This window comes from Gracilibacillus salinarum (assembly GCF_022919575.1).
In the GTDB taxonomy this organism is placed as follows: domain Bacteria; phylum Bacillota; class Bacilli; order Bacillales; family Amphibacillaceae; genus Gracilibacillus; species Gracilibacillus salinarum.
Window position 1 is genome coordinate 3,436,694 of record NZ_CP095071.1, and the last position, 22,465, is coordinate 3,459,158.

The 22,465-nt window shown below is 39.2% G+C and carries 23 protein-coding genes and 1 riboswitch; of the genes, 14 read left to right on the forward strand and 9 right to left on the reverse strand.

All coding sequences use genetic code 11. The features are described from left to right. Nucleotides 1–904: 904 nt before the first annotated feature. The 6 genes from MUN87_RS16070 to MUN87_RS16095 all read right to left on the reverse strand — a co-directional run bounded on the left by MUN87_RS16070 (nucleotide 905) and on the right by MUN87_RS16095 (nucleotide 7,636). On the reverse strand, nucleotides 905–2,014 hold the full coding sequence (locus MUN87_RS16070; RefSeq protein WP_244741663.1) for an IS110 family RNA-guided transposase: 1,110 nt from the start codon (nucleotides 2,012–2,014) through the stop codon (nucleotides 905–907). 436 nt (nucleotides 2,015–2,450) lie between these two features. Next, nucleotides 2,451–2,879: a YueI family protein gene (locus MUN87_RS16075; protein WP_244741664.1), complete on the reverse strand. Its 429-nt coding sequence runs from the start codon at nucleotides 2,877–2,879 to the stop codon at nucleotides 2,451–2,453. A gap of 327 nt (nucleotides 2,880–3,206) precedes the next feature. After that, nucleotides 3,207–3,593, reverse strand: a complete 387-nt coding sequence (locus tag MUN87_RS16080; RefSeq protein WP_244741666.1) for an ectoine synthase — start codon at nucleotides 3,591–3,593, stop codon at nucleotides 3,207–3,209. A 149-nt stretch (nucleotides 3,594–3,742) separates the two neighbouring features. Then, the gene (gene ectB, locus MUN87_RS16085) at nucleotides 3,743–5,011 is read right to left on the reverse strand and encodes a diaminobutyrate--2-oxoglutarate transaminase (RefSeq protein ID WP_244741668.1); all 1,269 of its coding nucleotides are present in this window, start codon (nucleotides 5,009–5,011) and stop codon (nucleotides 3,743–3,745) included. Between the two features lie 89 nt (nucleotides 5,012–5,100). After that, nucleotides 5,101–5,538, reverse strand: a complete 438-nt coding sequence (ectA, locus tag MUN87_RS16090; protein ID WP_244724310.1) for a diaminobutyrate acetyltransferase — start codon at nucleotides 5,536–5,538, stop codon at nucleotides 5,101–5,103. A 625-nt stretch (nucleotides 5,539–6,163) separates the two neighbouring features. After that, nucleotides 6,164–7,636 (reverse strand): catalase, encoded by a 1,473-nt coding sequence (locus MUN87_RS16095; RefSeq protein ID WP_244741670.1) that lies wholly within the window; start codon nucleotides 7,634–7,636, stop codon nucleotides 6,164–6,166. Between the two features lie 354 nt (nucleotides 7,637–7,990). On the opposite strand from MUN87_RS16095, the gene MUN87_RS16100 reads away from it, so the two are divergent. The 4 genes from MUN87_RS16100 (at nucleotide 7,991) to ytzI (ending at nucleotide 11,494) form a co-directional block, all read left to right on the forward strand. Beyond that, nucleotides 7,991–8,767, forward strand: coding sequence for an ABC transporter ATP-binding protein (locus tag MUN87_RS16100; protein WP_244741672.1), 777 nt, complete (start codon nucleotides 7,991–7,993; stop codon nucleotides 8,765–8,767). A 20-nt stretch (nucleotides 8,768–8,787) separates the two neighbouring features. Then, entirely contained in the window at nucleotides 8,788–9,717 is a 930-nt protein-coding gene (locus MUN87_RS16105; RefSeq protein ID WP_244741674.1) for a bile acid:sodium symporter family protein, read from the forward strand. 963 nt (nucleotides 9,718–10,680) lie between these two features. Continuing rightward, nucleotides 10,681–11,028 (forward strand): DUF1360 domain-containing protein, encoded by a 348-nt coding sequence (locus MUN87_RS16110; protein ID WP_244741675.1) that lies wholly within the window; start codon nucleotides 10,681–10,683, stop codon nucleotides 11,026–11,028. Between the two features lie 298 nt (nucleotides 11,029–11,326). Next, nucleotides 11,327–11,494, forward strand: a complete 168-nt coding sequence (gene ytzI / locus MUN87_RS16115; RefSeq protein WP_244741677.1) for a YtzI protein — start codon at nucleotides 11,327–11,329, stop codon at nucleotides 11,492–11,494. Nucleotides 11,495–11,527: 33 nt separating this feature from the next. Here ytzI and MUN87_RS16120 read toward each other — a convergent pair whose 3' ends face one another. Further along, nucleotides 11,528–12,694: an iron-containing alcohol dehydrogenase gene (locus tag MUN87_RS16120; RefSeq protein WP_244741679.1), complete on the reverse strand. Its 1,167-nt coding sequence runs from the start codon at nucleotides 12,692–12,694 to the stop codon at nucleotides 11,528–11,530. A 175-nt stretch (nucleotides 12,695–12,869) separates the two neighbouring features. Between MUN87_RS16120 and MUN87_RS16125 the strand changes: the two genes are divergently transcribed. Continuing rightward, nucleotides 12,870–13,289, forward strand: coding sequence for an organic hydroperoxide resistance protein (locus MUN87_RS16125; RefSeq protein ID WP_244741681.1), 420 nt, complete (start codon nucleotides 12,870–12,872; stop codon nucleotides 13,287–13,289). A 414-nt stretch (nucleotides 13,290–13,703) separates the two neighbouring features. After that, entirely contained in the window at nucleotides 13,704–13,901 is a 198-nt protein-coding gene (locus MUN87_RS16130; RefSeq protein ID WP_244741682.1) for a hypothetical protein, read from the forward strand. A 201-nt stretch (nucleotides 13,902–14,102) separates the two neighbouring features. Here MUN87_RS16130 and MUN87_RS16135 read toward each other — a convergent pair whose 3' ends face one another. Beyond that, the gene (locus MUN87_RS16135) at nucleotides 14,103–14,402 is read right to left on the reverse strand and encodes a DUF5652 family protein (protein WP_244741684.1); all 300 of its coding nucleotides are present in this window, start codon (nucleotides 14,400–14,402) and stop codon (nucleotides 14,103–14,105) included. A gap of 82 nt (nucleotides 14,403–14,484) precedes the next feature. Next, nucleotides 14,485–15,675 carry a CynX/NimT family MFS transporter gene (locus tag MUN87_RS16140; protein WP_244741686.1) on the reverse strand — a complete coding sequence of 397 codons (1,191 nt, stop codon included), beginning with the start codon at nucleotides 15,673–15,675 and terminating at the stop codon, nucleotides 14,485–14,487. Between the two features lie 139 nt (nucleotides 15,676–15,814). Here MUN87_RS16140 and lepB point away from each other — a divergent pair, with 139 nt between their 5' ends. From lepB to thiD (MUN87_RS16180), 8 genes are all read left to right on the forward strand, one after another. Next, nucleotides 15,815–16,363 carry a signal peptidase I gene (gene lepB, locus MUN87_RS16145; protein WP_244741687.1) on the forward strand — a complete coding sequence of 183 codons (549 nt, stop codon included), beginning with the start codon at nucleotides 15,815–15,817 and terminating at the stop codon, nucleotides 16,361–16,363. Nucleotides 16,364–17,161: 798 nt separating this feature from the next. Then, nucleotides 17,162–17,270: riboswitch (TPP riboswitch) on the forward strand. A gap of 106 nt (nucleotides 17,271–17,376) precedes the next feature. Continuing rightward, nucleotides 17,377–18,075, forward strand: a complete 699-nt coding sequence (tenA, locus tag MUN87_RS16150; RefSeq protein WP_244741689.1) for a thiaminase II — start codon at nucleotides 17,377–17,379, stop codon at nucleotides 18,073–18,075. Beyond that, on the forward strand, nucleotides 18,068–18,895 hold the full coding sequence (gene thiD, locus MUN87_RS16155; RefSeq protein ID WP_244741691.1) for a bifunctional hydroxymethylpyrimidine kinase/phosphomethylpyrimidine kinase: 828 nt from the start codon (nucleotides 18,068–18,070) through the stop codon (nucleotides 18,893–18,895). Before tenA ends, thiD (MUN87_RS16155) begins: the two co-directional genes overlap by 8 nt. Next, nucleotides 18,892–19,677 carry a hydroxyethylthiazole kinase gene (thiM, locus tag MUN87_RS16160; protein WP_244741692.1) on the forward strand — a complete coding sequence of 262 codons (786 nt, stop codon included), beginning with the start codon at nucleotides 18,892–18,894 and terminating at the stop codon, nucleotides 19,675–19,677. Before thiD (MUN87_RS16155) ends, thiM begins: the two co-directional genes overlap by 4 nt. A 4-nt stretch (nucleotides 19,678–19,681) precedes the next feature. Beyond that, nucleotides 19,682–20,323: a thiamine phosphate synthase gene (gene thiE, locus MUN87_RS16165; protein WP_244741694.1), complete on the forward strand. Its 642-nt coding sequence runs from the start codon at nucleotides 19,682–19,684 to the stop codon at nucleotides 20,321–20,323. A 70-nt stretch (nucleotides 20,324–20,393) separates the two neighbouring features. Next, nucleotides 20,394–20,915 carry a type 1 glutamine amidotransferase domain-containing protein gene (locus tag MUN87_RS16170; protein ID WP_244741696.1) on the forward strand — a complete coding sequence of 174 codons (522 nt, stop codon included), beginning with the start codon at nucleotides 20,394–20,396 and terminating at the stop codon, nucleotides 20,913–20,915. A 230-nt stretch (nucleotides 20,916–21,145) separates the two neighbouring features. Continuing rightward, complete coding sequence (locus MUN87_RS16175; protein WP_244741698.1) at nucleotides 21,146–21,622, forward strand: DUF456 domain-containing protein; 477 nt, start codon at nucleotides 21,146–21,148, stop codon at nucleotides 21,620–21,622. Nucleotides 21,623–21,646: 24 nt separating this feature from the next. Further along, a complete protein-coding gene (gene thiD, locus MUN87_RS16180; protein ID WP_244741699.1) occupies nucleotides 21,647–22,450 on the forward strand; it encodes a bifunctional hydroxymethylpyrimidine kinase/phosphomethylpyrimidine kinase in 804 nt (267 codons plus the stop codon). Nucleotides 22,451–22,465: the final 15 nt, after the last annotated feature.

The following is a 22,465-nucleotide window of genomic DNA, read 5'->3' on the forward strand; positions in this document are numbered from 1 at the left end:
AGCCGTGTGCGTAAATAGCGCTCGCACGGTTCTGTGAGGAGGGAGGAATACTCTAGCAAAGAAGGGTATTCCCGCTTACTCGACCTAGGCTACTACTTGCATTACTTCTTTGCTGCCTTGTGCCGAGAAAGCTTACTTCGAAACGACCCTAGCAGACACAGGCACAGACAAAGTGGATCTTCAGCTCGCGCTGATTCCACGGGAGTCTCCGCCTATTTCTTACGCTTAAGGGAAGTTCTACAACATTTGAAACAGCTAAAAGCAGTGGTTCTAGGCATTATGTTATTCAAAAGCTGATATTTATGGTGCATTCAATATGCTAGCAATTCCAAAAATTGTAGAGCCCCATACTAGCGTAGGCCAACCACGTAGACTGATATGAACGAAACTGTCAAGGCCCTCTCGCAAACAATGGAAAGTTTCTAATTTTGGGCAACCTTAAGCTAAGAGTCTATGTTGGCTCTTTTTTTAAATACTATTCAATAAGCAGAGATATGCAAAATATCTCCTTCTTCTTAGCTTACCAACTTCTCCTCTCCTATCAAAAGGATTGTCAAGTGTTCTCCTTGACGATCCTTTTGATAGGAGAGACACTTATGCAAAGCTAAGAAATAATGGGATTCACCCTTCCTTTTCAGTTATAAAGGAGGTGAACACACGGCATGAAGGCAAAAATTCTCTGCTCCGATTGGCATACTGATATCCGTGGGTTCTCACATTTTATCTTTCCGTTTCAGGATCTGTCACGAACTCCTGGCGTGCGTTCACTATTAAAACATAGCTAGCACAAGTCTACGTCGTGCGTTATCCTTTACGGTTTTTATCTTTGCCTTCAAGCCCTATATTCATTTCCTTTTATTACAGATCACTTCTTCCTTTTATTCGCGCATGCCTACTTTAATGATTACGTAAATTCATTAGTTGGTTCGTTGGCAATTGCCCATATGAAACCTGCCAACTCTCTCCCAATAGCTGTGATAACTTTACCACTTTCTTTTCCTCGTCGCATTAGTCGGAAATACTTCTTATGCAAGCGTTGTTGGGCATTCCACGAAATAGTTGTAACATTAGCTGGTTGTCCTTTTTGTCTCTTTGCCAACTCTCCTTTCACGGCAGGTGAATAACGATAACTCCATGCAGCCTCAATCAAAAGCCTTCGAACATGTCTATTTCCTGTTCTCGTTATATTACCTTGCTTCCGTATATACCCGCTGGAACTTTCCATCGGCACCAAACCTGTGTAGGCCATAAATTGGCTGGCTTTTTGAAAGCGTTCAAATGAACCGACTTCTGCCACTAAACTAGTTGCGGTGATTAAGGCTACACCTCGAAGTGACATAAGTTTTTGAATCATGGGGGCATGTACACCATTTTCGGCTTCTTCTTTAATAATCTTTTCTAATCGCTTTAATCGTTGTTGAGATTCCCTAAGTTGTTGCACATATTCTTGGAATATGCTCCTTGATGTTAATCGTTTAAATGTTAAGGTGTGAAGCCATTCCCAATATCTCACACTCCATTTTCTGACTCCTTCCGGTTCTTTTCTTCCATTTCTAAGAAGAAAATGGTTCACTCTATGTTTGGCTCTTTTTTCATCTTCCTTCACATCTTCACGTCCCCGAACTAAATCACGTAAAGCCTCATCATCTTCCGTGGGGACAAAAATCGGTGTTAATTCCCCTGCGCGATAAAGGGTTGCCAGATTTAAAGCATCTCGCTTATCGGTCTTCACCTTATCACCAGGTTTCTGAGGGATTAAGGATGGCGCAATAACTTCGCAAGGGATATCCAAATGTGTAAGCAATCGATAGAGTCCATACCCAACAGCTCCGGCCTCATAACAAACTTGAAGCTCTGCGGATTCTCCTAATTTCTTCATTATCTTATCAATGGCTCCTACCGTATAGTCAATCATCCCAATATACCTTGGTTTAGAACGTCCTTCATCCGCAACGGCTACTGCTATTTTCTCTTTCGATACGTCTAATCCTACATATTTTGTGTTATACTTCATGGTACTAGCTCCTTTCGTATTTTAGCTCTGATTTGGGTTTTCATTTCATTTACGCTATACCCGGATTAACCTTCGATAATACGAAAAGGGGCTAGTTTCGTTCATAATAACTCCCGCGGGACAGGCAGGTGCTGAAGATCCACTTTGTGAAGCGCCCTTCTTCTCAAAGTTAGCTTCAGCCGTGCCCCGCAGGACGCGGAGTGGTTGGACGGAGCGGTATCCCAGCCCATACAATATATCAAAGTGATAGCAATGCTAGTTTACATAATCCATATTATAGGTAGTTGTATTTCATTTATCACGGTGCTAACCGTTTGTAAGACTCCCACTTCAAGCTTCGAGTATCACAAAGCAGCAAAGTGGGAGTAAGCAGACGCTAACACCATGATAAGTTTCACTTTATTTCAATTAGGACCGGGCGAGTAATGCACGGTTTTTAAATTCCGAAAAGTTTTTTAAACCATGATTTTTGTTTGGTTTCTGTTGATTCATTATTCTCTTCTTTTAACTGAATATCCTCTTTATCGACAGCATAATCCGTTGAAAACACTAAGCCGTACTCACTGTCAGCTTCAATATTTGATACATACGTGTAGGTGATGTGGTATTGGCTGGCGAGCTCCCGGTAGGGTTTGAAGAACTTTGTATTCATATTTCCGTTTAAGCGTAATGTTCCGTCTCGATTTTGCATGAAAAGTTCTTTTAATTCTTTTAACCCTTTTTCGCCACGTATTTGTGGCTTCGTCATTACCAGGATGACTCGTTCCCGGTATGTGCCTAAATATTGTCTTTTTTGATCAGGGTGCAGCTCTTTCTCACCATATATGCCTTCCTGTATATATTCATCGATCTCTTTGTTTGCCATATCATTCACCTCATGCCTAGTATAAACGAAAAAGTCAGCATTTTTCGTGTAATATGCTTTTATCACGGTGCTACCCGTCTGTAAGACTCCCACTTCAAGTTTCGAGTATCACCAGCATCAAAGTGAGAAAACACCCTGATAAGTTTCGCTAATGATCAGTGGGGCTCAAAAACCCTAATGATCAAAGTATCACTATATAGTTATGGGCGTAGTTGTGTCATATTTTCTGCAAGTACGGAAAAAGGCTCCCTTGGGGAGGGAGCCTTTAATAGGAATAGATTATTTTAAGGAATGTTATGATCAATTTTTAAAAAATAAGGGATGTTTTTAGTCTTCGTCTACCGGGTAAACACCATTTTCATCATGTACTTCTTTACCAGATAGAGGTGGGTTGAATACACAAACCATTCTCATATCAGTAGTAGCACGAAGTAAGTGCTCATCATTTTTATCTAAAGCATATAGTGAATCTTTTTTGATAGGCCATACTTTGTTATCACTAAGTGTTACTACTTCACCTTCACCTTCAATGCAATAAACAGATTCAAGGTGATTTTGGTACCAGATATGTGTCTCTGTACCAGCTTTAATGATGGTATCATTTACAGAATAGCCCATATTGTCTTTTTTCATAATTAGACGGCGACTAACCCAGTTACCTCCGTCTACATCGTATTCAGTACCTAAAATGTCTTCTAGTTTTACTACTTTCATTCGTGTATATCCTCCTGTATTGTCTGTTTTATCTTTGTGCTATGTCCGGAAAAAAGCCCCCACTTCCAATGGTGCTAAGAAGCTAAGTGGGGGTGATGGACATTAACTTCCAGATAAGTTAGTTCTACTTTATATTTATCCTATTACTATTAGTTAGTAACGGGATCTTTCACTAATCCTTTTACACTTTCTTCAATAATGTCTAGCCCTTTTTGCAGGTCTTCTTTTGGAATATTCAGTGCTGGGAACAATTTGAATACTTCATCGTTCGGTCCAGCAGTTTCCATGATTAATCCTTTTTCGAAGCAACGAGCAGTGACTTTTTCGGAAAGTCCTTCTACTTCTGAAGCAATTCCTACCATAAATCCACGTCCACGTACTTCGCCTTTAAGTTCTGGATAATTGGCAACAATTTTTTCAAGGAAGCTGTAGATTAGTTCAGATTTTTCATGGATTTGTTTTTCGAAATTTTCATCTTTCCAATAATCCAATGCAGCTGTTGCCGTAACAAATGCATGGTTGTTACCACGGAAAGTACCGTTATGCTCACCTGGTTTCCAGATATCTAATTCTGGTTTGATCAAGGTAACAGCAAGCGGCAGTCCGTAACCACTTAAAGATTTGGATAGACATACAATGTCTGGTGCGATGCCAGCAGCTTCAAAGCTGAAGAATGTACCTGTACGACCGATACCAGCTTGCACATCATCAATGATAAGAAGGATACCCCAACGACGGCAGATTTCTTCTACTTTCTTCAACCATTCAAAACGAGCAGCGTTAATTCCACCTTCACCTTGTACGGTTTCAACGATCATAGCGGCAGGAATTGCCACACCACTACCGTTGTCTTCTAAAAATCTCTCAAGATACACAAGTGTATCGTGATCTACATAGTTATCATAAGCCATTGTTACCGTGTTTTGCAGTGGGATACCTGCACCTTGACGCTTCATGGAGTTACCGGTAACGGATAGAGAACCGATAGTCATACCATGGAAACCACCAGTAAAGCTGATAATATCTGTGCGGCCTGTTACTTTACGAGCTAGTTTAAGCGCACTTTCAACAGAGTTCGTTCCTGTTGGTCCAGGGAACATGACTTTATAATCAAGATCACGTGGTTTTAAAATCACGTCATCAAATTTCTGTAAAAACTCGGCTTTAGCATCAGAAGCCATATCAAGTGAATGTGTAATACCATCACTTGTAATATAATCGATTAATTTTTCTTTCATATGATCATCATTGTGTCCATAATTAAGCGCACCTGCACCAGAGAAGAAATCTAAGAATTCTTTGCCATTCTCGTCCCACATTTTGTGTTTCTTCGCCTTTGTAAATACGGTTGGGAAGTTTCGTACATAACTACGTACTACTGATTCATAATGATTGATAATATCAAGATTTTTACTCATCTTTAAAGTTCCTCCTAAAAAATTGTATTATATTTCGAATTACATTAATACTACATTCATTCTTTTAACATTCGGAAAATTGCAAAAAATTATTTCCGAATAGGACCGATAATAAATTTTAATTCTTCTTCATGTTCATCACCAGGAAAGATATCCTTGGTAAAAAACTCGCTGGAAGTAATTTCGGTATTAAAATCACGAGCTAATTTCTGGAATAAAGATTGTGATGCTTTATTGTCCGGTGTAATGGTTGCTTCAACAAATTGAACGTTTTGACAGGCATCGCTTTTTACTAAATAGTTCAGCATTTTGGATGCTATCCCTTTTCCGCGTTGTGAAGCATCTACACCAACTTGCCAGACAAACACAGCATCTGGTTTTTTTGGAGGGATAAATGCGGTAATAAAACCAACCACTTGGTTATTTTGTTTTGCGACGACACAAGTGTCACTAAAATACTCACTCATCAAGATGTATTTATAAGAAGAATTTGTGTCTAAAGTTGAATTTGTAACTAAATTCCACATGGCTGCTCCATCTTCTTTCGTGGGTTTCTGAAAGATAACGTGTTCAGATGGAGACTGATTGTTTTCGTTATTAATCACAATTTGCTCCTTTCTTATCGGGCAACTCTAATTGCGCAAATAGTACATTATATATAATATCGGTAACAGAACTTATTCGCAAACCGCTTATAGAGTGATTAAACTGTATAAATCTGCCTGAGTTATGCTGAGCGGTATTCATTTAGAATAACTTTATAAATCCTCCAAAATTGTCATGTATTCTCACATATAAGCAGAATTTGATCGCGGCTTTAACAATTTTTAAATACCCTTTATCCAAAATATTGAAACCTGAATTTTTGGGGATTTTCAAAAAGTGTTTGAGTGTAGTATGTATGACAGGCTATTAGCTGTTGAATAGCACACATCAATTAGTGTATGAGGTTGGTTGCTGAGATTATTACTAAAAATTATGGAGCCATAATGGCAATTAGTTTGATTAGTGTGGTGATTATCTGATTCTTTTGCTTGTGCCTATGGATTAATGAAGACAGCTTGATTATATTATCTGCACAATTATACAGAATATGCTATAAAAAAAGGTTCCCGTCATTAAGAATGAAGCGGGAACCTTTTCGGCTGACTATTATTGTTCTTTTACGTGAGCTGGTACTTCTACGCCTAATTTAGCAGCGACACCTTCTGCTAGTTCAGGATCTACTTTATAAAAGTTTTCTAATTGACGATCAACGATTCCTTCACGTGTTACACCACTTAAATGGCCAGCAAAAGCTTCCATTAAGCGATCGCGCTCACCATCATCCATGATGTCACGGAATAATGCGCGTGGCTGTGAGTAGTGATCATCAGCATCATAAGGAGCACTGTCTGCAAAACCAGATACTTCAAAAGGATTGATTTTGTTTTCTGGTGTTTCTTTTGGTGCATCACTAAAGCTGTTTGGCTCATAGTTTGGTGCACTTCCACCATTTCCATTATGACTCATATAGCCATCACGCTGATAGTTGTTAACAGGTGCTTTTGGACGGTTGATTGGAAGTGTTTCATGGTTCGCTCCAATACGATAGCGATGTGCATCAGAATAAGAGAACAGACGACCTTGAAGCATTTTATCAGGAGATGCTTCAATTCCAGGCACAAAATGCGCAGGGGAAAAGGCAGCTTGTTCCACTTCTGCGAAATAGTTTTCCGGATTTCGGTCTAATACCATTTTCCCTACTTCCATTAATGGATAATCTTCATGCGGCCAAACTTTTGTTACATCGAATGGATCGTAACGATAGTTAGTAGCATCTGCTTCAGGCATAATTTGTACTTTTAACGTCCAAGAAGGATAGTCACCTTCTGCAATTGAATTAAACAGATCTTCAATATGATAATCAGGATTAGTACCTGCAATTTCATCCGCAACTTTTGGATCCAGGTTTTTAATACCTTGATCAGTCTTGAAGTGATACTTAATATAGAATGCTTCGCCATCTTTATTTACCCATTTGAAAGTGTGGCTTCCGTACCCATTTTGATGACGTAATGTCGCTGGAATACCACGATCAGAGTGTAAGATGGTGATTTGGTGTAATGATTCTGGAGATAGAGACCAGAAATCCCAAGTCGCATTTGGATCTTTTAAGTGTGTTTGCGGGTTACGTTTTTGTGTGTGAATAAAGTCTGGGAATTTGATTGCATCACGAATAAAGAAAACAGGTGTGTTGTTACCAACTAAGTCATAGTTTCCTTCTTCCGTGTAGAATTTAACTGCAAATCCACGTGGGTCACGTACAGTATCTGCAGAACCTAATTCCCCTGCAACGGTTGAAAAACGAATAAACATTGGTGTTTTCTTACCAACTTCTGATAAGAAATCTGCTTTTGTATATTTTGAAACGTCATTAGTTACTTCGAAATAGCCATGTGCGCCTGCACCTTTAGCGTGCACGACACGTTCAGGTACTCTTTCACGGTTAAAGTGAGCTAATTTTTCTAGTAAATGTACGTCTTGGATTAAAGTCGGTCCTCTGTGTCCGGCTGTAATAGAGTTTTGATTATCGCCAACCGGCGCGCCAGAAGCTGTTGTTAAATATCTTTTATCTTGGCTCATGTAAAGCACCTCTCCTTTGTTATTAGTAGTACATCTTTTATTATAATACAAGTTTTATAAAAATCAATATTTATTTAAAATTATTTTAATTAAGAAAGTGTTAAAAAAAAGAGAGATAGCCTGAACCAGGCTTCTCTCAATGGATTGGGAAACATCCTTAAAAACTTTTGTTGATTGGGGGTAACAAAAGATATGTGTAAAGGGAATGTTTCATCACTGGATGTGATTACATACATTATATCGATAATGAGAATCATTTTCAATAGAAAACTATAAATTTTTTTAAAAAATTTCATGACAGGAAATTTGAATGGGCGAGGTGTATACTAAAAATAGAGAAGGAGTGAGAGGAAGATGGTATTAGATATAAGGGACGTTGCCTTAAAAAAAGAGGGGAACTGGATACTTAAGCATGTGAATTGGAAGATAGAAAATGGGGAGCACTGGGCTTTATTAGGTCTCAATGGTGCTGGCAAAACAGCGCTTTTACATATGCTGTGTTCTTATTATTTCCCTACAGAAGGCAGTGTGAAAGTAATTGGCAGACAGTTTGGGAAGGATATACTTGGGGAAACATTAAGGCAGCAAATCGGAATTGTATCTTCCACGTTAAAACAACGAATTTACGGGACAGATAGTGCATACCAGGTTATATTAAGTGGTGCCTTTGCTTCAATCGGCCTCTATGAAACACCAACTGATGAAATGAGGGAAAGAGCCCAGCGGTTATTAAAAGAACTGGATTGCTTCTCTTATGCTAATCGTGCTTATCGTACGTTATCACAAGGGGAACAGCAACGGGTGCTGATTGGACGTGCATTGATGAATAATCCCAAGCTTTTAATTTTGGATGAGCCGACGAACGGTTTGGATTTTATTGCGAGAGAAAAATTATTGGCTTCAATCGAAACGATAAGTAAAGAAGAACTAGCACCTTCGATCATTTACGTCACACATCATGTAGAAGAGATTCTTCCGACTTTTACAAAAACGTTATTATTAAAAAAGGGAGAAGTGTTTGATCAGGGAATGACAAAAGACATGATCAGTACCGATAGATTATCGGCTTTCTTTGGAATGGACGTGGAAGTGGACTGGTCTGAAGCGCGGCCAAGGTTAAAGAAACTATAACAGCTTAGGAGCAGACAGCAATGTTAAACCAATTAAACCAACTATTACAACGAATTATGCCTTTCATCGCACCATCAAGTGTTATCCTGGGTGTCTGGTTCGCTGACTTTTTTCTGCAGCTTGATGGATGGGTGATATGGATTTTTGCTTTTATGACGTTTGCGGGAAGTCTCGGTCTGAATTTCGTAGCAGTATACCGTGTTGTGGCACACCCACTATCCGTAGTTATTGCACTAGTAACCCTTCATATATTGATGCCGTTATGGGCGCTTTTGATTGGTCACATTACTTTTGAAGATCCATTAACGGTTATTGGTTTCGTTCTAGCGATGATTATCCCCACCGGTATTACCAGTTTTATATGGGTATCCATGAATAAGGGGAATGTTGCATTAACCTTATCGATTATTTTAATTGATACGATATTATCGCCTTTCATCGTTCCCTTATCATTGTCAGTATTTATCGGAACGTCTGTCGATTTAGAAGTATGGGGAATGATGCAAGGGTTGTTTATTATGATTGTCATTCCTTCACTATTAGGGATGATATTGCATGAAGTTACTCACGGTCGGGTTCATGAGAAGTGGAGTCCTCGCTTAGCGCCGTTTTCCAAAATGGCATTGGCACTAGTAATTATGATCAATAGTTCAGAAGTGGCGGATTACTTAACGAATTTTGATTTTAAGCTGATAAAAATAGCGCTTGTTATGTTTTTTGTAGCAGCAAGTGGTTATTATTTAGCCTGGTTGCTTGCAAAATGGTGTAAGCGAAAAGGAGAGGATGTTATTTCCTTAACCTTCAGCAGTGGTATGCGCAATATTAGTGCAGGTGCGGTCATTGCAGTTCAATACTTTCCGGGAGCGGTGGCCGTTCCTGTTGTAGTGGGAATGCTTTTTCAACAAGTACTTGCCTCTTTATATAGTAAATTTCTTCAACATCGAACGTAAGCCAGGCATAGCCTGGCTTTTTGTCAGTCGAGAAGTATTATAGGTAGTTGTATATTATTGTTTAGTTAGGACCGGGTGGTTTATGCCCGGTTTTTCTTATAGGTCAAGAAAGTATAAATTTTGGTCTATATGATGTTCGCTGACAGAACGGCCATGTCCGGCTCCAGCGCCCAGAGACTAGGCGACTTCGCGAAATCGCCCTACGATAAGTCATCATCGATTCGCAAGCTCACCGTGATTCCTTTATCTCAGTTGATTCGCTCCACTCGCTACGTCTCTAAACGGGTGCTTGCGCCTTTGTTCTAGGTTAAGAAAATGTTAACGAAGGTGTAGTTCGGCGTAGTGAAAAACTAGAATGTACCAAGTATAAGAAAAACGATGGTATTCGCTATGAAACGAGCCGAATGCCGCTTTTTTTCTATAGGAAAAGGATCCAAGAGTAGAGAGCGGTGCGATGAAATTTGTATTGTGTAAAGAGAAAGGGACCAAAAGTGGTAAGCAGAGGAACGAGATTTGTATCGTTTAGGGAGAAAGGGACCAAAAGTGGTAACCAGCGCAACGAGATTTGTATCGTTTAAGGAGAAAGGAACCAAAAGTGATAAGCAGCGCAACGAGATTTGTATCGTTTAGGGAGAAAGGGACCAAAAGTGGTAAGCAGAGGAACGAGATTTGTATCGTTTAAAGAGAAAGGAACCAAAAGTGGTAACCAGTCCAACGAGATTTGTAGTGTTTTAAAAGAAGAAGACAAATCTGGTTGTTTCCCGGCTGGTTTTGTCTCTTTAAAGAGTCTGTACCAAGCGCAGGCGCGCCCGCTTTTTAAATGCCAGGAAAATATAAAGTTTTCAAGAGCAAAGTTTAAGGAAAAGAAAGCTTGGAGATTAGCTATTTTTTTCTTTGGTGCATGAAAACAAGAATTTATTAATAGGATGGTATTAACTATATGTAGATGAGGTAGGTGCCTGTATGATTACGTGGTTGTCTTTTATTTTATTATCGCTTGCATCATTTCGATTAACAAGGTTGATTGTATATGATAAAATCACAGGCTTTATTCGTGCACCATTTTTTGAGGTCGAAGAGAAATGGCTGTCAGATGGAACGGTTGAAGAGACTGTTATGTTTAAAGGAAATGGTATTAGAAGATGGATTGGAGAGCTTCTAAGGTGTCATTGGTGTACCGGCATTTGGTCAGCAATTTTCTTATTTATAGGCTTTCACCATTTCTCAACGATCTTTATACCGATAATCATTATATTAGCAATAGCAGGTGTAGCATCTATTATTGAAGTAATGATTTCGTATTTTATTTAGAGCTATCTGATGTATTTTTCTTTTTAAAGCTGCTGCAGCCACATGATTTTTTCTTACGACCTTTTTTCTGACGCTTCACAACAGTAGTTGGATTGGCATTATTCATAATCAAAACTCCTTCATTTAATAGGTTTAGTAAAACTATCCACATGTTTAGTTTATGTAATCGTGATAAAAGCGTTCGACAAAATAAAAAAAGAGTGCATCTGTCCTGTGAATGTTACTCTTTTAAAGACAACGCTTACGCTACTATGTGTTATAATGGGTGTAGAAATTAAGAAAGGAAAGGATTTTTCCTATGTGGGTAGTCATTATAGTATGTATCGTTATCGTTATTGGTGTATTAGCATTGTCGATTCTGACTTTAAATAAAGGGTACGGCTACAAGCAGACAATTGATCCATTACCAGATGAGGTAAAAGAAAAGGAACAAAACGAGGATAAAGAAGAAGATAAAGAAAAGTGACCAGCAATTTTACTGGTCACTTTTTTTCTTTTCTTATAAGGAAGCTTTATAGATAGCAACAGCATCATCGCGTGTTAGTTTTTTGAAATTACCGAATTCCGGTTTTGCAATGACTGTTTTATCTGCCATATCTTCAATGCTGTCTTCTCCGATATCATAGTCAGCTAAGCGTGAAGGTGCGTCGATGCTGTTCCAGAACTCTCGAAGTTTGGAAATGCCTTCTAAGCCAACCTCTTTATCAGATTTTCCATCTGGATCTACATTAAATACGCGAATTGCGAACTGTTTAAAGCGAGCTATATTTTCATCTATTGCGTATTCCATCCAGTTAGGGAACAGGATCGCGAGCCCGCCACCATGTGGGATATCATGAACGGCAGATACCGCGTGTTCAAGGTTATGGGTTGCCCAGTCCCCTTGGTATCCCATATTTACCATACCATTTAAGGCCATCGTACCATTATAAAGTACAGTTGCACGGTGCGTTTCGTTTTCGAGATCTTCTAATAATTTAGGAGCTGTTTCTACTATTGTTTGTAGAATACCTTCTACCATCCGGTCTTGCAATAATGTATTTTCTTCGTGATGGAAATAGTGCTCCAACGCATGAGACATAATATCGACCATGCCATATACAGTTTGATCCTTTGGTACTGTTTTGGTAAAGTCAGGATTTAAAATAGAGAAGGCAGGGAATGAATAGGGGCTGCCCCAGCCATGCTTCTCATTTGTTTCCCAATTTGTAATTACAGAACCAGGGTTCATTTCAGAACCGGTCGCTGCAAGTGTTAGCACTGTTCCAAATGGAAGTGCTCCTGTAGCGTGTGCTTTTTTGGTGACAATATCCCATATGTCAGCTTCAGATTTAGCTCCTACAGCGATAGCCTTCGTACAGTCAATTGTACTTCCGCCACCGACAGCGAGTATGAAGTCAATATTTTCTGTTTTGCAAATCTCTATTCCTTTACGGGCTGTAGTAACACGTGGATTGGGTTCTACGCCGCTTAATTCAAATACTTGTTTGTTTTCTTTTTCTAAAATAGTGGTGACTTGCTCATATAAACCATTTCGTTTAATACTTCCGCCACCATAAACAAGGAGAATGTTTGTACCATAATGTTTTAATTCTTCTTGAAGTTTGTCTAACTGTCCTTTACCAAAGTGCAATTTCGTTGGATTGTAAAAGCTGAAATTTTGCATGATAGGACCTCCTTGATTTTGAATTTCTCTTTTACTATCGCAATAAATTTTTCTTGTGTAAAGTAATTTGTTTCTAATTAAAATGTTTAATAATTGATGGAAAAGGAATAGTATTGATAGAATATTGAATATAGAACACAGTAGTCGTTCTAAACAATTTAAAGGAGTGGTTAGAGTGAGTAACAAATTATTTACATCCAAAGCAACAGCAACAGGTGGCCGTGACGGTCATGTAAAATCCGATGACGGTTTAATCGATTTAAATTTAGTAAATCCAGCTGGTGATGGAGACGGTAAAGGCTCTAATCCAGAACAACTATTTGCAGCAGGATATTCTGCATGCTACGATGGTGCCTTAAACCTAATGGCATCCAAACAAAAAAAAGACATTGATTCTTCCATTACTGCAGAAGTCAGTCTAAACAAGGACGAAGCAGATGGTGGTTTTAAAATAAGTGTCGTATTAAACGTAGAAATTAAAGGTGTTTCCCAAGAAGAAGCTGAAGAATTAGCAAAACAAGCTCATGACTTCTGCCCTTATTCCAAAGCAACACGCGGAAACATCGATGTTGAATTGAACACAAAAGCAGTGTAATAAAGCCGAAAAGGGAGCTCATCACTTAGATGAGCTCCTTTTTTATCAGTCCAGAAAGTATATACGTACAGTCATAGAAGTAATCATGCTAAATAGGAAAGTAAGTTCTTATAATATGGATTATGTCAACTAGCCGCTTTATGCTTAGTGGTCATTTTGAAAAATTATGTGTGGTATGATACCGCTCCGTCCAACCACTCCCGCCCCACAGGCCGCGAAGCATATTTCCAGAGCGGCATTCCAGCACACAAAATATACACAAAGGATATCCTGATTTGAACGATAATAAAGAATGCAAAAAAATAGTATCTTGAAATAAGGATGACGCAGAATAAAAGTTAAAGATTCTGATTGATATGTGTTAAAATCAACATAATGAGCGGAGATGTTCACCTTTGAGGAGGTCATTGGAAAATGGCAATTTTGAGTTTTCTGGTTACAGCTTGGGTGTTGAGCTGGTTTAAGTTTGAACAGTTTTTCATTCAGGCTTTTAAAGAACTATTTAACAAAGATATAACAAAAGCTAGCTATTATTTTATCTTTTTCGGTTTTGGTGCGATTGCTGAAGTGGGGCTCTTTTTTAATGGCAGCTATGTGGACAAGTTGTACTAAAAAACACCCTCTGACTGCTATGGTCGGAAAGGTGTTTTTTTAGTAATTATTTCTGTCTGAAATAATCAGTGATTATATGGAAAATTTCAATTCCTTGGTAAAGCCATACACTGATTGCTGAGAAAGAGAATAAACCAATCATTAGAATTCTAAACCACATCGTTCTCCCTCCTTCATCTTCTCATATAGTAGATAAGAAAATTAACGATGTGGGATTAGGTAACTAGATTGGAAAAACACTGCATGTAAAAAAAATTTTCGCTTAACAACCAGATAAACGATTGGTAAGATACATACAGTGTTTAATATGGCAAGTATAATGACGACAGGATTTTGTAGTAGTTTACTAGACAACCCATCATTTTCATCAATATTATTGTAAGTTTGTAAATGTTCATTTACTTCGATGTTGATCTTAGCTGGAACATTAGTTTGCTTATCAAAAATAGTAAAATGACTTATAATAAAACCTAATAAAATGAGGGTGATGTATTTTTGCATGCAATCATCTCCCTTACATGTATACCCGTTATTATACACCCTCAATCATGAAAATGAAAGGAAATGTTTCTGGTAATACATCTTATTCATCTAATACAAATTTATTCCTGCTTGCACCTAAACCAAATATAATTAATACAACCCCCATCACTAATATTGTGAGTATAGAAGGTTTCCAACTGTTCGTCATGTCGAACAGCAATCCGATAACGATCGGCCCAATGGAAGCTAATGTATAGCCAAATGATTGTGCCATACCTGATAATTCAGCAGCCTGTCTAGCGTTTGTAGAACGTAACCCTAGTAATGCAAGAGCCAGACTGATGCTTGCTCCTAACATAATACCGATTAAGGTTATAGCAACGAAAGTTCCTAAATGGCCAGGCTCTAAATACAGCATGAGATAACCAATCATACCAATGACGCCAAAAACAGCAACAACTGGTTTCTGATTGGAAAGTTTCCCTGCAATGACAGGAGTAAAAAAGGTAGCAGGTAAACTGATGAATTGCATGTATGCGACATACCATCCAGCACTGGAACTAGCAAATCCGTGAGAGATCAGAATTTCAGCTAACCACGAGATCGTGACATAAAATAAGAAAGATTGCGAACCCATAAAAAGGGTAACCTGCCAGGCCACAGGAGAGCGCAATAGTTTTGTAGTGCTCGGTTCATATAATTCCTGTTCGTGTTTAACTGGTGACTTGTTCATTGCAAATGTCCATGTGATGATCCCGACCACTGCTAAAATACTCCAACTGGCCAAGGACCATTTCCATCCTAAATCTAACGATGTCGTTAACGGTACACTTAAACCTGAGGCTGTGGCAGCCACAACGGACATGGAAGTTGTATAGACTCCAGTCATTAAGCCAATCTTGTTAGGAAAGTTACTTTTAATCAGACTTGGCAAGATAACATTTATGATAGCAATCCCCACACCTATTAATACAGTACCTGCGAATAACAATACAATAGAAGAAGTAGAGCGGATGAGAATGCCAGCTAACAGGACGAATAACCCGTACAATAATGCTTTTTCATTGCTTGTTCGATTGGCAATTCGAGGAGCTAACGGCGACATGATTGCAAAAGCAATTAAAGGAAGACTTGTTAAAAATCCTGCACTCCAGTTACTGATTGCTAAATCTTCACGGATAATACCAATAATAGGTCCTACTGAAGTTATGGCAGGACGTAAGTTAAAGGCTAGAAGGATAATACCGGTAATAAAAAGTATTGTGTAATGTTTTTTGTTAAAAGTTTGCACTTTCTCACCTTGTTTCTATGTTATAATATACAAAATATGCTAAACTGATATCGTTAGCGTTTACGGTAGATTGCATTTAAACAGAATATCATACAATCACCCGAAGGAAAAGAGTTAACAAATGAAAGAAGGTTTCCCCATGGAAAACAAAATTGTAAAAGAAGTGCTTTCCTGGCTGAAGGCATTATTAGTCGCTCTGGTAATCGTACTTGTCTGTCGGCATTTCCTTATTACCCCCTCTGTCGTAAAAGGGGAGTCGATGATGCCGAATTTACATGATGGAGACAGAATTATCCTGAGTAAAGTAAGTGATATTGAGCGATTTGATGAAATTGCTTTTGAAGCTCCTGACTCAGATGATAATTATGTCAAACGAGTGATTGGTTTTGCAGGCGACCAGATTGAAATGAAAGATGACAAGCTTTACATTAATGGTGAATTATATGAGGAAACATATCTGGATGAGTATAAATCCGTTCTTTCAGATGGGGATCAACTCACATATGATTTCACACTGGAAGAAATAACAGGTAGTGATACAGTGCCTGAAGGAAAATTATTTGTTTTGGGTGATAATCGCAGAGTGAGTAAAGATAGTCGTCAATTCGGCTTTATTGATGAAGATGCGGTAATTGGTGATGTGAAAATGCGCATCTGGCCAATTGATTCATTTGGGATTATAAACTAGTATAAGGTTCCGGTCATTATCCAATGATCGGACCTTTTTTATCACTCAGCAAGTATAAAACCCAGTCACAGCAGTAATCTATTGAACATGAAGTTAAGTTCCTATTATATGGATTATGTAAACAAATGGCCTTAGCTATACGGTGATTTTGAAATGTTTCAAGTGCTGGCATACCGCTCCGTCCAACCACTCCGCGTCCTGCGGGGCACGGCTGGAGCTAACTTTGTGAAGAAGAACGCTTCACAAAGTGGATCTCCAGCACCTGCACAATCCCGCGGGAGTCTACGTGGTTGGCCTACGCTAGGATGTGGACTCTACAACTTTTGTAAGAGATAGCATATTGATCACTGTATATATAACAGGAATGGAATGAATAAAATAATGCCTAGAACCACTGCTTTTAGCTGTTTCAAATGTTGTAGCACTTCCCTTAAGCGTAGGAAATAGGCGGAGACTCCTCATGCCTCAGCGCGAGCTGAAGATCCATTTCATTTGTGCCTGCGTCTGCAAGTACCGCTTCGAAGGGAGCTTCCTCGGCACAAGGCAGCAAAGGAGTAGTTCAAAGTAGTAGCCTAGCTGAAGCCGTGCCCACAGGACGCGGAGCCTATTTCCGGAGCTTTGCAACGCAGATAAAATATTTCAATATGACCGTTTTGCCAAACAGCTTTAGTTGACATAATCCACATTTAAGAAAGTTGTATATTCATATAGAAGCCGTACTTTAATTTCAGTAGAGCAGTGCCCGTGTTGCTTGACAAAGATCGGTTTCCATGTTTTAGTGGAATTAACTTCATAACGAAATTCCGCTAGGGGTGCTGCGGGTAGCAGCTGAGATAAGAATGATGTTCTTGATCCCTTTGAACCTGAACTGGTTAGTACCAGCGTAGGAAAGTGGAGTCGGAAGGTGTACGTCCATACGCCTGACTTTTTGATATTTATTATTCAAAAATGAGCCGCTCCGCTTAGCTGAGCGGCTTTTTGTTGTGAAAATAAATATGTTGGAGGAATACAAAATGACATTTAGTGAAGAATTACGAGTGGCGGCCGACGATGTGTTTGAAGGAATTTTTCAACACCCATTTGTGACAGGACTAGGTAAGGGCGATTTAAAGAAAGAAGCAATTATTCATTATGTGAAAGCAGATTTTGAATACTTAAATGCGTTTATTAATATTTATGGTTTAGCTATTTCAAAAAGTGATGTAAGAGACGAAATGAACTATTTTTATGAGCAAATCGGTTTTGTTCTCCACAGTGAGATTCACCCTCATAACAATTTATGCGAAGTTGCAGGTGTCTCGTATGAGGAATTACAAGGATATCCATTACCACCAACGGCAGACCATTATGTGACGCACATGAAAACAGTGGCGATGCAAGGCAGCATTGGAGAATTGATAGCCGCGTTATTACCATGTCCTTGGACTTATTTAGAGATTGGCCACTACTTAAATAAACAATACAAACCTCAAGAAAATCATCCGTTTTATGATTGGATATCTTTCTATGCACAGGACGAAACAGCATCTGTTACGACTGAGTTGCGAAAACGATTAGATAAATGGGCAGAGGACGCTGGTGAGAAAGAGAAACAAAAGGCAAAACTAGCCTTTATGAAGAGCTGTCAGCTCGAATATTTATTCTGGGAAATGGCCTATCAGGTGGAAGAATGGCCTTTCTCTTTGAAAGGAAAGGAGTCTTCTTATGCATAAAATAGCATCAGCACTTACGATCGCAGGAACAGATCCTACGGGTGGAGCTGGCATACAAGCTGATCTAAAAGTGTTTCAGGAAAGAGAAGTATATGGCATGAGTGTCATCACTTCCGTGGTTGCACAGAATACAGAAGGTGTTCAGGATGTTCAGCATCTAACAGTTGATTTTATTGAAAAACAACTCGACGCTGTCCTTACTGATATTCCGCCACAAGCAATCAAAACAGGTATGATTGCAACAGTGGAAATGATGGAATTGATTGCAAAAAAATTAAAAAATTCGACAATTCCTTATGTCATTGACCCGGTGATGGTAGCAAAGAGTGGTCATTCCTTAATGGATAAAACATCAAGAGAAGTAATTCGACAAACGTTAATCCCACTTGCAACAGTCGTTACACCCAATGTACCAGAGGCTGAGATACTAGTCGGATTTGATATCCAGACAAACGACGATGCAGAAAAAGCAGCTAAATTGATTGTTGATGAGTTGGGTGCTCAAGCGGCTATTGTGAAAGGTGGTCACCTTACTGGAGAAGCGATTGATGTGTTATATGATGGAAACGAACTCTATTACTTCCAATCTGAGCGGTTTAATACGAAGCATACACATGGTACCGGCTGTACATTCTCTGCAGCTATTACTGCGGAATTAGCAAAAGGTAAATCAGTGAAAGATGCGGTAGAGTTAGGAAAAGCCTATATTACCAAAGCGATTGAGTACCCATTAGAACTAGGAAAAGGGAATGGACCAACTAATCATTGGGGATATCGTTTAGAAGGACTGCCAGCTCAGAAGGAGATAGTGGATAAATGAGTCATTTAATAGAAGAAGTAAGAAAAAATCAGCCCTTGATTCACAATATTACAAATCAAGTAGTTATGAATTTTACAGCAAATGGCCTGTATGCGATTGGGGCATCACCTGTCATGGCTAATGCTAAAGAAGAAGTAGGAGAAATGGCTGCACTAGCAAATGCACTTGTACTGAATATCGGGACTTTAACTGATATGCAGGTAGATGCCATGATAGTAGCGGGAAAAGCTGCCAATCAGGCAGGAACTCCTGTTGTTTTTGATCCGGTTGGGGTCGGGGCGACAACATTCCGCACCCAATCGGCTCAGCGGATTCTGGAGCAAGTGAAGGTAACTTGTATTCGAGGTAATGCTGGGGAAATAGCGAGTCTTGCTGGTCTCTCTGCAACCGTTCGAGGTGTAGATGGTGCTGGTGATGTAGATATGGAAACTTTGGCAGCACAAGCCCACCAGAAATTAGGAGTATCCCTTGTGATTACAGGAGCACAGGATATTCTCATTCATCGAGGTGAAAAAGTCATCCTCTCAAACGGTCATCCGCTTTTAACAAAAGTAACAGGAGCGGGATGTTTATTATCATCTGTACTGGCAGCTTTTTTGGCAGTGACGGATGATGTATTACAAGCAATGACAGACGCGGTCAGTTATTATGGTATTGCGGCAGAAAATGCAGCTAATGAACAACAATTGCCGGGCAGCTTTCAGGTGAGTTTTATTGATCAATTATATAACTTGAAAAGTGAAGAAATTAACAGGAAAATTCGTATGATCAGAGGTGCCTAAAGACATGCAACGAGAGTGGTTACAAGTATATTTTATTATGGGAAGCAACAATACAGCCCAAGATCCCCTTGTGGTATTAGAGGAAGCGTTGAAAGGTGGTATTACCTGCTTCCAATTCCGTGAAAAAGGGAAGGATGCGTTACAAGGGTCGGCAAAAAAGCAATTGGCACAGCAGATGCAAAAGCTTTGTCAGCAATATCGGGTTCCCTTCTTCATTAACGATGATGTCAACTTAGCTATTGAAATGGGTGCGGATGGAGTTCATGTCGGACAAGATGATATGTCGATCGCAAGAGTGAGAGAAATAGTACCAGCAGATTGTGTGATCGGAGTATCTGCCACTAATCTTGAGGAAGCTGTACAGGCTCACAAAGATGGTGCCGATTATATTGGAGTTGGCCCTATCTTTGGTACAAATACGAAAGAAGACGCAAAGCAACCAATAGGTACTGACGGCCTTTGTCGTATTCGTAAGCAAGTAGGAACGTTGCCAATTGTAGCAATTGGAGGCATTAAACTGCGACATGTGATATCACTCAGAAAGGCAGGGGCTGATGGTGTGTCGATTATAACGGCAATAAGTCAGGCTGAAAAACCTCAGCTCATGGCTAATACTTTCTGGGATTATAACCAGTATTATTCATAAATGAATTATTCGTATTCTGGATCGAATATCTGATACACTAGAAGTATCAATGTCTAGGAGGGAAAACGGCATGCGTCTTGAAAACAAAAAAGTAATAGCTTTAGTAGAAGATGAATTTGAAGATCTTGAATTATGGTATCCTGTTCTCCGTTTGCGAGAAGAAGGTGCCACAGTTGATTTAGTAGGAAAAGAAGCAAAGAAAAAATATATCGGAAAATACGGTGTGCCTGCAGAGTCAGATTATGCTTTTGATGAAGTGAAAGCAGAAGACTATGATGGCATACTAGTACCAGGTGGTTGGGCACCGGATAAATTGAGACGATACCCAGAAGTGATCAAAATGGTAACGCATATGAATGATGCAAAAAAACCAATAGGTCAGATTTGTCATGCAGGCTGGGTATTGATTTCTGCAGGTATCTTACGTGGCAAGAAAGTAACCAGTACACCAGGTATTAAAGATGATATGACGAATGCGGGAAGTTTATGGTTCGATGAGCCGGTGGTAACAGATGGTCATATTATCTCCAGTCGCCGACCACCAGACTTACCTCCTTATGTGAAAGAATATGCTGATGTGTTAGCTGATTAATTATCATCATAATCTCCGTTTCACCAGTCGGAAACGGGGATTATTTTTTGTGCGGCAGAAAAATATGAAGAAGCCCGTGTAGTGCATAAAAAAGATTACGACGCTTGTCAAAGTACGAGACAAGTGATAAGTTTTTGCAATTCGTGAGTCTGGGAGTATAAAAGTATACATTTATGTTTGCTTATAGTATAAAGGAGACATAAATGTTTAGGAATGGAGCTGTGTGTGAAATGGATATAGTATGGTGGATATTAATAGTTGTCTGCTTTGTTTTAGCGTTTGTCGGTATCATTTTTCCTATTATACCGTCTGTATTAGTAATTTGGGTCGGCTTTTTGATTTACCAGTTTGCTCTGGCAGCAAGTAATATAGGCTGGATCTTTTGGATTGCCATGGTGATTTGGACGCTCATACTCATTTTTGCCGATATCATTGCTAACAGTTATTTTGTTAAAAAATTTGGTGGCAGTAAAACAGGTGAACGATTGGCAGCAGTTGGTGTCATCGTCGGTTCTTTTATCATTCCGCCATTTGGTATTATCATTGTACCCTTCGTATTCGTCTTTGTGACAGAATTAATACTAAAGAAAACCGTACAGGATGCAATTAAAGCTGCGGTAGGATCATTAATTGGCTTCCTAAGTGGTACATTTGCTAAAATAATTATTCAACTGATTATGATTATTTGGTTTTTTATTGCAATTTAATGTAAGAACATCGAGGTGTAGAGCATGAAACGTGTAGTTACGATAGCTGGTGCAGCAGCACAAGGAAGTGCAGGCATACAAGCTGATTTAAAAACATTTCAAGAACGTGATGTCTATGGTATGTCAGTAATTACGGCTACTGTGGCAAACAATAGTCAAACAGCTAATGGCATCTTTATTCGTGATCCAGAAGAGATTAGAGCACAATATTTTGCTATTAATGAAATGGTCGGAGTCGATGCCGTTAAGACAGGTATGCTTTTTTCAAAGGAAATTATTGAACTTGTAAGTGATTTGCTGGATGGATCTGCTATTCAGTATAAAGTGATTGATCCCGTTATGATTGGAAAAATGGGTTCTCAGCTATTAGCGGATGATGCCATCGAGGTATTAAAAGAACAGTTAATTCCGCAAGCATCCATTATCACGCCAAATAAGATGGAAGCAGAGAAATTGCTTGAAAAGCCTATTCCATCAGAATGGTCAGCACTAGTGGATGCAACAAAGGAGTTGTATCAATTGGGTCCGCAATCTGTACTGCTGAAAGCGGGAAGTATAAAGAACCAGGCCGTCGATCTGTACTATGATGGTGATAAATTGGAAGTTATCGAAGCTCCTTTAATTGATACAGTTCATACAAGTGGAGCAGGTTGTACTTTTGCAGCATGTCTGACGGCAGAGTTGGCAAAAGGAGTACCGATGCTTGATGCGGTAAAGGGAAGTAAGCAGTTTGTTCATCAAGCCATTACGCATGCGTTATCATTTGGAAGAGGTATCGGCTCTGTCAGGCATGGTGCAAGCAGACAAGTTAAAGATAGTATTGACTAAGTGAAACGTTTTGAC